Here is a 13,647-nt window from a genome sequence, read left to right on the forward strand (position 1 = left end):
CAAGTAAATTAAATAGAGTAGAAGAGCCTTTTATTAAAGCCTCTATTGTAACAAAATCTGATTTTGTTGGGCAGGTTATGAGTTTGTGTATCGAAAAACGTGGGCAAATTGTAAACCAAACCTATTTAACCACAGAACGTGTAGAGTTAATTTTCGAAATGCCTTTGGCAGAAATTGTATTCGATTTTTACGATCGATTAAAAACGGTTTCTAAAGGATATGCTTCTTTCGATTATCATCCAATAGGAATGAAAGAGTCTAAATTAGTACGTGTAGATATTTTATTAAATGGCGATTCTGTAGATGCGCTTTCTGCATTATTACATGCAGATAATGCTTATTCAATTGGTAAAAAAATTGTTGAGAAATTAAAAACACTAATTCCAAGACAACAGTTCGATATTCCTATACAGGCTGCCATTGGTGCAAAAATTATAGCAAGAGAAACTACCAAAGCATTGCGTAAAGATGTTACTGCAAAATGTTATGGAGGAGATATTTCTAGAAAACGTAAATTACTAGAAAAGCAGAAAAAAGGGAAGAAAAGAATGCGTCAAGTTGGTAATGTAGAAATACCACAAGAAGCATTTATGGCGGTTTTAAAATTAAATGATTAATTATTTAAACCTAAAAAAATGTACGATGTTATAATAGTTGGTGGTGGCGGTGCAGGATTAATGCTAGCTAGAGAGTTAAGTAACAAAAAACATAAGGTTTTAATTCTAGATCAAAAGAAAGATCTTTTAGACTTTTCTTTCTATACGTTAGCTAGTTTTATGAAACTAGAAGATTTTAATTTAACCAATAACGTTGTAGCAAATAAAATAGATGAGGTTTGTATTCAGTCTAAAAGGCTTGCATCAAAAGTTAAATCAAATTTATATACATTAGATAAAAAAAAGTTACACGAAGAACTATTAAACTCTTTAGATAGTGAATATGTTAGTTTTAAATTAGGCGTTCAAATAAAAAAAATAGTAAAAGAAAATAATTCTTTTACTTCTGTAACAGATAAAAATGGCAATAGCTATTCTGCAAAGATTTTTGTAGATGCAACAGGTACAAATGCTGTTTTAAGTAAAAAAGTAGGTTTAAGAGAAAAGCAGTATCAACTTGCTACTGGTGTAGAATATAATGTGAAGTATTTAGGCAACACAAATCAAATTTATTTGCTTTTGGGTAGCACTTATAAAGGTGGTTATGGTTGGATTTTTCCACTAAAAAATGGAAGAGGAATTATAGGATTTGGAACGATTGATGACTCTTTAAAAAAAGGACTTAAGGAAAGACTTCATAAAATACTAGCTTTACCTAACATTAAAAAACTTGTAGAAAAAGACAACGATAAAGTTGAAGGAGGAAGCATACCAATAACACCTGTCTTAGAGGAATTTGTTTTAGATAATTTAGTTTGTGTTGGTGATAGTGTTTCGCAAGTAAATCCAATTGCTGGTGAGGGTTACAAGTTTATTTTTGAATCTGCTATTTTGGCAAGTAAAGCTATTGATAAAGCATTAAAAAATGAGAACTTAAGTGAGCTTAAAACATACGAAGATAAGTGGAAAGACCGCTTTTCTTCGAACTACAAACGTTCTAAAATAGCACAAGAAAGATTAAATAAATTCTCTAAAAGCGATTTGTTAATAGATGGAGGCATTTTATTATTTAAACTGCGTAGTAACCAAAAAAACCTAGCATCTTTATCTGGAGAGTATTAGATTTTATCCCTCTAACCATTTTCTAAAATCAGCGGTTTTTGATGTACTTGTCATTACTTTTTCTTTGTAGTTTTTTATAGAAATTAGTAATCTATTTTTAAAATGACTTTCTATTTTCTCTATAAAATCGATATTGATAATTTCGCTTCTATTAATTTTAAAAAACTTTTTAGGATTTAGTTGTTGATGAATACTTCCTAAGTTTTGAGAAATTGTATGACGTTTTCCATCTTTGTCTATAACCAAACAAAAATCTCCTGAAGCTGTAATTAGTGCTATATCAGTTGCGTTTAATAACTGAATCCCTGTTGATTTTTTAATTACAAAACGCTCTTTAAAGTTGGTGTTTTCTTCTTGTAAAGCATTTTTTAATGCCTTTAGTGTTTTAGAACTAAGAGTATCATAATTTCCTTGTTTAAATAAAGACTGGTATTTTTCTAAGGCCTTATTAAAATCGTTTTGCGAGTAGGGCTTTAAAATGTATGCAATTCCGTTTGTGTGAAAGGCTTTAAATAAATAATCATCATGTGCAGAACAAAAAATAATAGGACAATTTGGATTTATCTTATCAAACAAATCAAAAGAAAGACCATCTAATAATTGAATGTCGGACAGAATAAAATCATAATTAGTTGCTTTTAATAATTCTGAACCCTCTGCAATAGATCTACCCCAAGAAATAGACGTTTTTTCATCAAAAAAAGTATCTAAACATTTTTGTAATTTTTGATATGCAGGTATTTCGTCTTCTAAAATTAGGATGTTCATTTTTTATTTTTAATTTATGCGTGTCATTTCTACTTTATGGAGAAATCTCACTTTTAGAGAGAAATTATGAGATTTCTCAATCGCTGAAAAAGCTCATTTCGAAATGACATACTCGACTTTTATGCACTCAACCCAATAACAGGAATAAAAATTTCAAACTTTTTATCAAAATTATTAATCTGAATATTTTTATCTGAAAGTAATTTATAACGTGCTTTTAAATTTTCTAAACCAGTACCAAAAGATTCTTGATTTGATTTTATCTCTGATTTTGAATTGGCAATAATTAGCCAACCATCATTAATTGTAATTGTTGTTTTTATTGGGGTTTTTCCATCATATTTATTGTGTTTTACCACATTTTCTAACAAGGTTTGTATGGCGCCTGTGGGTACAAATTTATCAACTAAAGAAATATTCTGTTCAATAGTAAATTCATAATCGTAACCAAATCTTGTTTTAATTAAAAATATATAATTTTTGGCAAATTCAATTTCGTTAGAAAGTTCCATAACTTCTAAATCTTTTGTTTTTATTAAATAACGATAAATTAAAGACAGTTTATTAATATATTCTTTAGCTTTTGTTGGGTTGCTATCTATTAAAGAGTCTAAGGTGTTTAAATTATTGAATAAAAAATGAGGATCTAATTGAGAGCGTAATAATTTTAGCTCGTTTTCTTTTTTTTGTTTTTGTATTGTTGCAATTTGTGTTTGCGATTCATAAAATTTCTTGGTAATTAATACACCTAAAGCAAGGCCAATAGAGTCAGATCCATTAAAAATACCGTATAAAATTAAGTTTCCTAAACCTGGAAATTTGCTCCAATCATTATTCCCTGTCGAAAAACCAACGACTCTTTCAATAACTCCAATAAAAGTAACTACCAATAACCCAAAAATTGCAAATAGAATATAATTTTTTTTCTGAATAAGAAACTTAGGAATAATGAAATACATAAAAATGAGTACTCCTGTAAAAGAGGTAATTACATACATCGGTATGTCTATTAAATACTCTAATAAAGTCGCATCTTGGTCTAAATAATCAAAAATATTTATAGTTGCACTAATTAGGTAAAAAACAGCAAGAATTATATAATCAGACTTGTCAAACTTGGTATTCATCAAACAAATATATTAGTTACTATCATTAATTCTATTTTCTTCATCTCTATTTATAATTCTTTTCGATTTTTTCTTACCAAATTTAGCCCCAAAGCTATATACCATTCTTAATTGAATGTTTTGTCTAGATCCATTGCTTTCTACAGCAGCAATACCATTGCCATAATCTATATTACCAACAAAACCTCTGTTAAGCATTTTATTAAAGCCTAAATTTACTTTTAATTTATCATCTAAAAACTTTTTTCCGAAAGAAAAATCTAATTCTGCCAACCAATCTACTTCAATTTGCCCTTCTAAAGCTCCAGTACCATAGTTTCCACTTAACTCAAGATTAACATCCCAAGGTAGCTGATAGCTTGCTTGTAAAAACCAAATTAAGTTCCATTTATTTAAGTCTACATCAAATGTAGACGATTTAAAATCGGTATTGGTTACGATTATACCAGTGAAACCATCTAAACCTTTGGCAAAATTTACCGGAGCAAACAATCTAAAGTTCCAATTGGCATTATTTTCTACATTTACATTTTGCTGACGTATTTGTGCTGTAGTATTGTCTTGTTTTATCAATTGAAAAATAACATCGTCTGTTTTGCTATAACCTACTGTAAAAAAAGGTTGCCCTTCATAGGTTAAATTAAATTGATAATTATTCGTGTAAGATGGTGTTAAATTCGGATTTCCTTCGCCAGCAGAAAAAGGGTCTAAAAACTGTTGAAAAGAGTTTAAACTATTGTAAGAAGGTCTTTGTATTCTATAACTATAAGAAACACTTGCCCCTAAAATATCGGTTAACTTTCTGCTTACAGAAGCACTCGGAAATAATTTTTTAATCGGTCTTTTTTGTACTTCTGTTGTTAACGTTCCGTTTTTTAAAAAGGTCGAGGTACCATCTGTATTACTATCTTCATAACGCAAACCACCAGAAAAAGACCATTTACCCATTTTGGCATTGATTTTTCCATAAAAAGCTAAAATGGTTTCGTCTATTACAAAACGGCTACTTGCTTCGTTAACTTTATCAAAATTTCCAGTATTGTTTTCTTCAAAAGTTTGTAAATCGTTGTCTGTTTTTACATCAGCAAATCTAGAACCTGCGCTTATTTTTAAATTGTCTGAAATCGTTTTTGTATAATCTGCTCTATAGGTTTTTATATTGTAAGTTCCATCTTGTATGTATCTTCTATCTGTAAAAGAAATAGTACTTCCAGCAATATCATACAAGGTATTGGTATTATCATTTGTAAAATCTACATAATTAAAATCTAGCACTAATTTGTCTGTTTCTGTTTTGTATTCGTAATATGGGTTGATGTTATATGTAACTCGATCTCTATCAAAATAATTTTCAGAAAATAATGTATTTGTAGTATTTACGTCAGAAATAATGGTTTCACTTCTTGCTGTTCTTGTAGATTTTCGGGTGTTTAATCTTCCTCCAATCCCTATAGAATGATGTTCTGAAATGTAATAATCTACACTACCAGCAATCGTAAAATTATCTGGGTCATAGGGTTCTCTTGTAGCTTGATCATAAGTTTCTGTTCCTACGGTTCTCACTAAAAATAAATCGTCTCTCCAAGTTGGTTGCGAGTAGTTTATGCTAGTTTGCCAGTTTAATTTGTTTTTATAACTCGCAATAGAAAAACCAGAACCCCACTCAAAACCTTGGTCTTCTCCAACCCAAGAATTTACAGCACCATGTGTACCTAAACGTACATTTTTCTTTAAAATGATGTTAATGATTGCTCCAGAACCAGAAGCTTCATATTCTGCACCTGGTTGTTCTACCACTTCTACTTTAGAGATATTATCAGCAGGAAAATCTCTTAATAATGTTTCAACATCCATATATTCTGTAGTTTTACCATTGATAAGAATTCTTACACCACTATTACCAGCAATAGAAATACCATTATTGGTTACTAAAACACCAGGTATTTTTCTCATCACATCTTGTAGATTGGTATTTATCATTTCAGATTTTTCTAGATCTACAATTAATTTTTCTGCAGTTTGTTTAATTACAGGTCTTTTACTTTTTATAACCACCTCATTTAGTGTCTGACTTTCTTCTTTTAGAGTAAAATTGAATGTTTTGTTTGTGTTTAGATCAAATGCTTTTACTTTTTGAGTTTCAAAACCCAACATAGAAATTTCTATTAGGTACTTTCCTGAATTGATGTTTTTAATTGTATAAGAACCAGAATCATCAGATACAGTTCCTCTTGGAGTTTCTTTACTATCAAACTTATACAAAACAATATTTGCAAAAGGTAAAGGATTGTTTGCTGTATCTATAATTTTACCAGAAATGGTATGTTGTGCATGTGTATTTAAAAAACTGAAAAAAAAGATAAATACGAATGTTGTAAAAAATTTCATTTGGCTTGCTGTTTTATATTACACTGTAAAAGTGCCTGTTTTGTTACAAGAAAAAAACTATAATCTGACGAAGTGGGATGTTTTTCCGGCGAATAAAAGTAGTTTTCTTACAAAGTAGAGACGCTTAAAAACTATAAAGGGTTTCCTAACAAAAAATAAAATGGAAAATTTTACGAGAAAAAGAAAAGATGAAAGACAAATAAAAAAGACCATAATAGGGTGCGTAGCCAATTTCTGCTTACAAGAAGTTGTAATGTGTTTTTTGTAGATTTTTCTGCTGAAATTTTAAAATGTAGTGGAGCAAAACCCAAAAAAGTAAAAATCCACAAGAATACAACAATGCTAAAATACGGGATACTAAAATGTAAAGGTTTGTAAAATAAAGCTAAAGATGCAAATACCAACTGACTTAGCATTAAAGGAATTACGATTATTGCGATGTAATTGGTGTATTTTTTATGCCATAAAAATAGTTGGGCTTTCTTAAAAAATAAAAAACTAGGATATACTATTAATTGTACCATCCAAATTAGAATAACCAAACCAGCATCTGTTAAAAGTGCGGCTAATTCAATCATGTTCCAATAGTTTTCCACTTAATTACCCTTTAAATGCATATTTTGTTAACATTTCTATAGAAGTATATTGTAAAGATTTTTTATGGGTTGCTTCTAAAATTATAGACGGAGCTTTACCTGCTTTTTCTGCTTCTAACCATCTAGAAATACATAAACACCATTTGTCTCCTGGTTTTAGACCTGGAAAATTCCAATGTGGAATTGGGGTCATAAGATTATTGCCTCTAGAGGCAGAATATTCTAAAAACTCTTTGGTAACAATAGCACAAACTGTGTGTGTGCCATAATCATCTGCAGTGGTTTTACAAAAACCATCTCTAAAATAACCTGTTAATGGTTGGTAACAGCAACTTTGTAAGGTTGTATTTAGTACGTTTAAATCCACATTATATAAATATTATAGTAAAGGTACAAAATGTAATCCCTTTTAAAAAAGAGAAAATGCTCCAATTAAAATTGAAGCATTTGTAGAAAGGTTTTAGAACTGAGGTTCTATTTGTTTATGATTTTAAAATAGTTTTAATCTCTACCGCCCAAAACTTGTAATCCCCAGTATAAAAGCATTGCTAAAGAACCTAAGGCAGCTACTAAATAGGTTCTTGCTGCCCATTTAAGTGCGTCTTTAGAGCCAGCATATTCTTCTCTAGATACCATGTTTTTATTTTTTAACCAAGCCAAAGCTCTGTTACTAGCATCATATTCTACAGGCAAGGTTACAAAACTAAATAAGGTAGCAAAACCCATACATACCAAACCAGAAATAGCTATGTAAAAACCAATTCCTGCAGCACCAGAAGCAGCTCCTAAAATTAAACCACCAATAACTAACCACTGAGAAAATTTAGAAGTAACACTTACAATTGGCACCAATTGAGATCGCATGGTTAAATAACTGTAAGCTTTTGCATGTTGAACTGCATGCCCAACTTCATGCGCTGCAACAGCTGCAGCAGCCGCATTTCGCTGGTTGTAAACAGCTTCACTTAAATTTACCGTTTTGTCTTTTGGGTTGTAATGGTCAGTTAATCTACCTGGAGTAGAAATAACTTTTACATCAAAAATACCATTGTCTGCCAACATTTTTTCGGCAATTTCAGCACCAGACATTCCGTTTCTTAACTGAACTTGAGAGTATTTTTTAAATTTACTTTTTAGTTGATTGCTAACCAGCATACTCACCAAAGAAATAATACCAATTAATATATAGAAACCCATCATAATTTATAAATTTTTAAATTGTATTTCATTTTTGTTTGATAAATTTACAACATAAAGTATTCCATTTTATTTATTGTTGTTGTTTTTGATGATTTTTTTCTATCAAACATCAAAATTTAATAGAATATTTAGAATTTTATGACAAAATGACAAACAAACCCAACATACTTATTATATATACAGGAGGTACCATTGGTATGGTTAAAGACTACAAAACAAATGCCTTAAAAGCGTTTGATTTTAGTCAGATTGTACAAAATATACCAGAGTTACAGCAATTAAACTGTAATATCGAAAGCATTTCTTTTAAAGAACCTATAGATTCTTCTAATATGAATACACAGTATTACGTAGATATAGTAGAAGTTATAGAAGCTAATTATACAAAATTTGATGGTTTTGTAATTCTTACAGGTTCAGATACCATGTCTTATATATCTTCTGCTGTAAGCTTTATGTTAGAAAATTTACAAAAACCAATCATATTTACAGGTTCTCAATTGCCAATAGGCGATTTAAGAACAGATGCAAAAGAAAATTTGATTACTTCTATAGAAATAGCTTCTGTTAGAAAACAAAATCAACCTTTAATTAAAGAAGTTTGTTTGTATTTTGAGTACAAATTGTATAGAGCCAACAGAACTACAAAAATTAGTGCAGAACAATTTGAGGCATTTGCTTCTATGAACTATCCAGCATTGGCAGAAAGTGGGGTACATTTAAAGTTTGATGAAGCACAATTGTTAAAAATTAAAGAAAATAAAGATTTAACTGTAAGAAAAAAATTAGTTACAGATGTTGTAATTTTAAAATTGTTTCCCGGAATTACAAAAGCAACAGTAGAAGCAATTTTATCAATACAAAATTTAAAAGGTGTTGTGTTAGAAAGTTATGGCTCTGGTAATGCACCCAATGAAACTTGGTTTATCAATCAATTAGAAAAAGCAATTAAAAAAGGAATAAAAATTGTAAACGTAACACAATGTGCTGGAGGTAGCGTAATTTTAGGTCATTATGATACCAGTATAAAACTAAAAAATATAGGTATAATAAGTGGTTTAGATATGACTACAGAGTCTGCAATAGCAAAATTAATGTACCTGTTAAATGAAGATTTGTCTTTAGAAGTGTTTAAATATCACTTTCAAAAATCTTTAAGAGGGGAAGTTAGTGAAAAATAGTTTTTGTTAAAATTACATATCTAGAAAAAAAAACATTATTTTTACAGAAAATAGGATAGATTTTTTTTGAGGGACAACAATTTTTTTGTTACTTGCCACTCCATTTCAAAGAAAGTAAAATTAAATTGATGCGTTTTATTTAATTTGAAGTGAAAATTTATATATTTAACCCGTTAACTATTAAAAATTAATTATAACAAAGATGAAAAAAGTAGTAAATGTCCTATCTGTAACAGGATTAATGTTTTTTGGAGCTATTCAATCAACTTTCGCACAAGAAGCAACTGAAGAATCAAGAACTTTCCACCAAGAATTAAAACTTCGTTTTATTGAAGGTGACCCACAATTTATGGGGATTGTATTAGTAGCCTTAATTTTAGGTTTAGCAATTGCAATTGAAAGAATTATTTATTTAAACATGGCAACTACAAATACTAAGAAATTAGTAGCAAATGTAGATGACGCTTTAAGTTCTGGTGGTGTAGAAGCTGCAAAAGAAGTTTGTAGAAATTCAAAAGGGCCTGTAGCATCTATTTTTTATCAAGGTTTAGATAGAGTAGACGAAGGTGTAGATGCAGCTGAAAAAGCAGTAGTTTCTTATGGTGGAGTTCAAATGGGACTTTTAGAGAAAAATGTATCTTGGTTATCTTTATTTATCGCATTAGCACCAATGCTTGGTTTCATGGGAACTGTAATTGGTATGATTGATGCATTTGATAGAATTGCAGTTGCAAACGACATTTCTCCAGCAGTAGTAGCAGGTGGTATTAAAATTGCCTTATTAACTACTGTATTTGGTTTAATTGTAGCAATTATTTTACAGATTTTTTATAATTACATCGTTTCTAAAATCGATAGTATTGTAAACAATATGGAAGATGCTTCAATTCAATTAATAGATTTATTAGTAAAATATAAAAAATAATAAGACGAGATGAAAAGCAATAAAATTTTAAATATTTTAATTGCAGTCATCGCCGTTGTTGGAGCTTTTCTTTTCATAAGAATATTTATGGAAGATGCAGAGGTTTTAAAAACAGATGGTGACTTGCAAAACAAAGTAGTAAGTCCGATAATTTATTTCTCTACTTTCTTGTTCTATGCAGCAGTAGTAATAGCAATATTATTATCTTTATGGAACTTAGTTAGAAATCCTCAAAACCTTAAAAAGACCTTACTTGGTATTGGTGTTTTAGGTGTTATTCTAATGATAGCTTACTTTATGTCTGATACGCAAGCAGTTTTAGATACACAAGGTGTAGTTTTAGAAGGAGGAGAAGAAGGGTCTACAACCAATAAATGGGTTGGTACAGGTATATTATACAGTATTATACTTGGTGGAGTAGCTTCGCTATTCTTTGTATACGATTTAGTTAAAGGATTAGTAAAATCATAAAATTATGGCAAGAAGAGAGAATCCAGAAATTAATGCAGGTTCTATGGCAGATATTGCTTTCTTGCTATTAATTTTCTTTTTAGTAACTACCACTATGAATGTAGATTCTGGTATTTCTAAAAAGTTATCAGAAAAACCACCACCAGATTATGTACCTCCTATTATTAAGGAGAAAAACATCTTTGAAGTAAATATTAATAGAAATAACGAACTTCTTGTAGAAGACGCTCGTATGGAAATTAGTGAACTTAAAGAGGCTGCTAAAGCATTTATAGATAATGGTGGAGGTGAAGGAAAAGTAGAAAATGGTGTAGCAACTGGACCTTGTACATATTGTAAAGGAGAAAAGAGCGAGTCATCTTCAGATCATCCTAACAAAGCAATTATTTCTGTACAAAGTGATAGAGGAACGGAATATGGTACCTATTTAAAAGTACAAAACGAACTTTTAAGAGCTTATACAGAATTAAGAAATAGATTGTCTTTAGAACGTTATGGCACATCTTTTGATGAGTTAGAAGAAGCATATAAGAAAGATAGAACCGACGAGTCTTTAAAGAAAAAGGTTGAAGATATCAAAATAGCATATCCTCAAATTATTTCTGATGCTGAACCTACCTCTGGTAATTAATTTAAAAATATAATAATATGTCTAAGTTTAGAAAAAAGAAAAAAGGAATGCCAGCAGTAAATACAGCTGCATTACCAGACATTGTATTTATGTTATTGTTTTTCTTTATGGTAACAACTACTATGAGAGAAACAGATTTAAAATTAGAAGCTCCAAGATTACCTTCGGCAACAGAAGTTAAAAAATTAGAGCATAAAAGTTTAGTTACTACCATTTATGTTAGTAAAGCTAAAGATCCTAAATATGGTGCTGGTTATAATAAAATTCAGTTGAACGATAAAATTGCATCTGCAGATGATGTACCTGCTTTTATCATGAACTCTAGAGAAAAAGTTTCTGAAGCTGAAATACCTTTTATGACCACTTCAATTAAGGCAGATAAAGAATCTAATGTGGGTACAATTACAGATATTAGATTAAAATTAAGAGATGTAAATGCTCTTAAAATAAGTTATTCTGCTTCTAAAGGAGGAGGCAATTAATTTTATAAATAGTATTTAAAAAAAGAGATAATTCTTAGAATTATCTCTTTTTTTTTGCTTTAATTATCAAATACAATATATTTTGAAATATTGTATCTTTATAATACGTTACAATTATTATGAAATCTAAAGTCCTTTTTTTATTTTTAGTATTAACTGTATTAAATTCTTTTGCTCAAAAATATTCTTTACAATTAGGTGATAGTTATGCAGATGATCAGCTTTATATTTCAATATCTTATAGTCAATTAGATAAGCAACCAAGCACAATTTCTAAAAGTAATTTTTCATACTCACTATCTGCAGGTTTTATTAAGGATATCATTTTAAACAAACAAGGAAGCATCTCTTTTGCTGCTGGTATTGGTTTTGAGTACGATTATTTTAACCACAAATTAAAAGTAGATGAAGTAAATAAATCTACCATTTTTGATAGTGATAATACGATTACAAATAACGTTTTTAAGACCTATAATTTAGAACTTCCCTTAGAATTTAGATGGAGAACTTCGAACGCAAAAAAATATAATTTTTGGAGAGTTTATACAGGTGTAAAATTGATATATAATTTACAGAATACTTTTTCTTATACAGATGCAAATCAACAAAGCTTTAAGTATAGTAATATAGAAGCTTATAATAAATTGCAATATGGCTTAACACTTTCTGCAGGTTACGATAAGTTTAATATACATCTATTTTATGGTTTATCGCCTGTTTTTAAAGATGCTAATATTAATGGAGAATCTATAGATACAAGGATTTTAAAATTCGGTCTTATCTATTATTTTTTATAGGAATAAATACACACCAATAGGCGTTATAAAACCCGCAAAGAACCCCAAATAGACCTCAGTTGTTGTATGTGCATTTAAATACAACCTGGCGTTACCTAATAAACCCGCAAACAAAATACCTATTACAATTACAGGTATATAATTTATTGGATAAATACCACCTAAGACTAAAAAAAAACTTGTAGCAATACCAATAGACATTAAATGTATACTGGTTTTTAAATTAAAAGCAAAAAGAAAGTAGATTATAATTAAACCATAACTAGAAGCATAAAAAAGAATCCCTAAATCTCTTATTTGAGAAATACCAACAATAGTATTTCCTAAGAGATAGAATAATACAATCATTATTGCGATGGGTATTTTTCTTTCTTTAATACTTTTTGTTTTAAAGCTTTTTACCAATTTTATCTTTTTAAAAACGATTAAAATAAGCAAAGGAATTAAATAAGTAGTAATAAAAACCAGGCTTAAAATAGCTAATTTTTGTTGGCTTTCTAAATTATTTGGTGTTAAAAAAAAGTATAAAAATACACCAATAGTTGGTATTACTATTGGGTGTAAAACTACAGATATTGTTTTGTAGAATTTTTCCACTAGATTTCTTTTCTTAACCTAGCCACAGGCAAGTCTAATTGCTCTCTATATTTTGCAACAGTTCTTCTAGCAATAGGGTATCCTTTTTCCTTTAAGATAGTTGCTAATTTTTCGTCTGTTAAAGGTTTCTTTTTATTTTCTTCGGCAATTACTGTTTCTAATATTTTTTTAATTTCTCTGGTAGATACATCTTCACCTTGGTCATTTTTCATAGATTCAGAGAAAAACTCTTTAATTAATTTAGTACCATAAGGTGTAGAAACATATTTACTATTAGCGACTCTAGAAACTGTAGAAACATCCATATTAATTTTATCTGCAATATCTTTTAAAATCATGGGTTTTAACTTACGCTCATCACCAGTTAAAAAATAATCATATTGATAGTGCATAATAGTATTCATAGTTACTAAAAGCGTTTGCTGACGTTGTTTAATGGCGTCTATAAACCATTTTGCAGCATCTAATTTTTGTTTGATAAAAAACACTGCATCTTTTTGAGATTTGGTTTTTACATTAGACTCTTTATAACCTTTTAACATATTGTTATATTCTCTAGAAACATGTAATTGTGGTGCATTTCTAGAGTTTAAGGTTAGATCTAACTCACCATCTATAATTTTTATAGAAAAATCGGGTACAATTTGCTCTGCAATTTTATTGTTACCAGCATATGAACTACCCGGTTTCGGATTTAATTTAGAGATTTCTACATTTACATCTTTCAATTCCTGTTCTGAAATATGGAATTTTTCTTGTAATTTTT

Annotated in this window: 15 protein-coding genes and 1 pseudogene; 8 read left to right on the forward strand and 8 right to left on the reverse strand. The window is 29.3% G+C overall.

The annotated features are described in order from the left end of the window. Together ACTG3S_RS02910 and ACTG3S_RS02915 are read left to right on the forward strand one after the other, a co-directional pair. Positions 1–617: pseudogene (locus tag ACTG3S_RS02910) on the forward strand (elongation factor 4); the annotation flags it as partial. 18 nt (positions 618–635) lie between these two features. Further along, positions 636–1,718: an NAD(P)/FAD-dependent oxidoreductase gene (locus ACTG3S_RS02915; RefSeq protein WP_439127876.1), complete on the forward strand. Its 1,083-nt coding sequence runs from the start codon at positions 636–638 to the stop codon at positions 1,716–1,718. 3 nt (positions 1,719–1,721) lie between these two features. Here ACTG3S_RS02915 and ACTG3S_RS02920 read toward each other — a convergent pair whose 3' ends face one another. From ACTG3S_RS02920 to ACTG3S_RS02945, 6 genes are all read right to left on the reverse strand, one after another. After that, positions 1,722–2,486, reverse strand: a complete 765-nt coding sequence (locus ACTG3S_RS02920) for a LytR/AlgR family response regulator transcription factor (protein ID WP_439127877.1) — start codon at positions 2,484–2,486, stop codon at positions 1,722–1,724. Positions 2,487–2,605: 119 nt separating this feature from the next. Next, positions 2,606–3,613 (reverse strand): sensor histidine kinase, encoded by a 1,008-nt coding sequence (locus ACTG3S_RS02925; protein ID WP_439127878.1) that lies wholly within the window; start codon positions 3,611–3,613, stop codon positions 2,606–2,608. A 12-nt stretch (positions 3,614–3,625) separates the two neighbouring features. Beyond that, positions 3,626–6,001: a TonB-dependent receptor domain-containing protein gene (locus ACTG3S_RS02930; RefSeq protein ID WP_439127879.1), complete on the reverse strand. Its 2,376-nt coding sequence runs from the start codon at positions 5,999–6,001 to the stop codon at positions 3,626–3,628. A gap of 170 nt (positions 6,002–6,171) precedes the next feature. Continuing rightward, on the reverse strand, positions 6,172–6,579 hold the full coding sequence (locus ACTG3S_RS02935) for a hypothetical protein (RefSeq protein WP_439127880.1): 408 nt from the start codon (positions 6,577–6,579) through the stop codon (positions 6,172–6,174). A gap of 22 nt (positions 6,580–6,601) precedes the next feature. Further along, positions 6,602–6,964: a DUF2237 family protein gene (locus tag ACTG3S_RS02940; RefSeq protein ID WP_439127881.1), complete on the reverse strand. Its 363-nt coding sequence runs from the start codon at positions 6,962–6,964 to the stop codon at positions 6,602–6,604. 134 nt (positions 6,965–7,098) lie between these two features. After that, positions 7,099–7,797: a zinc metallopeptidase gene (locus ACTG3S_RS02945; protein ID WP_439127882.1), complete on the reverse strand. Its 699-nt coding sequence runs from the start codon at positions 7,795–7,797 to the stop codon at positions 7,099–7,101. A gap of 146 nt (positions 7,798–7,943) precedes the next feature. Between ACTG3S_RS02945 and ACTG3S_RS02950 the strand changes: the two genes are divergently transcribed. The 6 genes from ACTG3S_RS02950 to ACTG3S_RS02975 all read left to right on the forward strand — a co-directional run bounded on the left by ACTG3S_RS02950 (position 7,944) and on the right by ACTG3S_RS02975 (position 12,284). Beyond that, entirely contained in the window at positions 7,944–8,978 is a 1,035-nt protein-coding gene (locus ACTG3S_RS02950; RefSeq protein WP_439127883.1) for an asparaginase, read from the forward strand. A gap of 202 nt (positions 8,979–9,180) precedes the next feature. Continuing rightward, positions 9,181–9,903, forward strand: a complete 723-nt coding sequence (locus tag ACTG3S_RS02955) for a MotA/TolQ/ExbB proton channel family protein (RefSeq protein WP_439127884.1) — start codon at positions 9,181–9,183, stop codon at positions 9,901–9,903. A 9-nt stretch (positions 9,904–9,912) separates the two neighbouring features. Next, positions 9,913–10,374, forward strand: a complete 462-nt coding sequence (locus tag ACTG3S_RS02960; protein ID WP_439127885.1) for a hypothetical protein — start codon at positions 9,913–9,915, stop codon at positions 10,372–10,374. Between the two features lie 4 nt (positions 10,375–10,378). After that, positions 10,379–11,005 carry an ExbD/TolR family protein gene (locus ACTG3S_RS02965; protein ID WP_439127886.1) on the forward strand — a complete coding sequence of 209 codons (627 nt, stop codon included), beginning with the start codon at positions 10,379–10,381 and terminating at the stop codon, positions 11,003–11,005. A gap of 17 nt (positions 11,006–11,022) precedes the next feature. Beyond that, complete coding sequence (locus ACTG3S_RS02970) at positions 11,023–11,487, forward strand: ExbD/TolR family protein (protein ID WP_439127887.1); 465 nt, start codon at positions 11,023–11,025, stop codon at positions 11,485–11,487. A 119-nt stretch (positions 11,488–11,606) separates the two neighbouring features. Next, positions 11,607–12,284 (forward strand): porin family protein, encoded by a 678-nt coding sequence (locus ACTG3S_RS02975; RefSeq protein ID WP_439127888.1) that lies wholly within the window; start codon positions 11,607–11,609, stop codon positions 12,282–12,284. Here ACTG3S_RS02975 and ACTG3S_RS02980 read toward each other — a convergent pair. Continuing rightward, on the reverse strand, positions 12,279–12,881 hold the full coding sequence (locus ACTG3S_RS02980; protein WP_439127889.1) for a hypothetical protein: 603 nt from the start codon (positions 12,879–12,881) through the stop codon (positions 12,279–12,281). The genes ACTG3S_RS02975 and ACTG3S_RS02980 overlap by 6 nt on opposite strands. After that, the coding region (locus ACTG3S_RS02985; protein ID WP_439127890.1) for an RNA polymerase factor sigma-54 at positions 12,881–13,647 on the reverse strand (767 nt) is incomplete at its 5' end. The genes ACTG3S_RS02980 and ACTG3S_RS02985, both read right to left, overlap by 1 nt.

Origin of the sequence: Polaribacter sp. (assembly GCF_965656025.1) — a bacterium.
Classification (GTDB): Bacteria; Bacteroidota; Bacteroidia; order Flavobacteriales; family Flavobacteriaceae; genus Polaribacter.

Coding starts and splice junctions, on each gene's coding strand:
- ACTG3S_RS02950 (WP_439127883.1), top strand. CDS start 7,944: ATGACAAACAAACCCAACATACTTATTATATATACAGGAGGTACCATT.
- ACTG3S_RS02965 (WP_439127886.1), top strand. CDS start 10,379: ATGGCAAGAAGAGAGAATCCAGAAATTAATGCAGGTTCTATGGCAGAT.
- ACTG3S_RS02955 (WP_439127884.1), top strand. CDS start 9,181: ATGAAAAAAGTAGTAAATGTCCTATCTGTAACAGGATTAATGTTTTTT.
- ACTG3S_RS02930 (WP_439127879.1), bottom strand. CDS start 6,001: ATGAAATTTTTTACAACATTCGTATTTATCTTTTTTTTCAGTTTTTTA.
- ACTG3S_RS02975 (WP_439127888.1), top strand. CDS start 11,607: ATGAAATCTAAAGTCCTTTTTTTATTTTTAGTATTAACTGTATTAAAT.
- ACTG3S_RS02935 (WP_439127880.1), bottom strand. CDS start 6,579: ATGATTGAATTAGCCGCACTTTTAACAGATGCTGGTTTGGTTATTCTA.
- ACTG3S_RS02945 (WP_439127882.1), bottom strand. CDS start 7,797: ATGATGGGTTTCTATATATTAATTGGTATTATTTCTTTGGTGAGTATG.
- ACTG3S_RS02920 (WP_439127877.1), bottom strand. CDS start 2,486: ATGAACATCCTAATTTTAGAAGACGAAATACCTGCATATCAAAAATTA.
- ACTG3S_RS02925 (WP_439127878.1), bottom strand. CDS start 3,613: ATGAATACCAAGTTTGACAAGTCTGATTATATAATTCTTGCTGTTTTT.
- ACTG3S_RS02960 (WP_439127885.1), top strand. CDS start 9,913: ATGAAAAGCAATAAAATTTTAAATATTTTAATTGCAGTCATCGCCGTT.
- ACTG3S_RS02970 (WP_439127887.1), top strand. CDS start 11,023: ATGTCTAAGTTTAGAAAAAAGAAAAAAGGAATGCCAGCAGTAAATACA.
- ACTG3S_RS02915 (WP_439127876.1), top strand. CDS start 636: ATGTACGATGTTATAATAGTTGGTGGTGGCGGTGCAGGATTAATGCTA.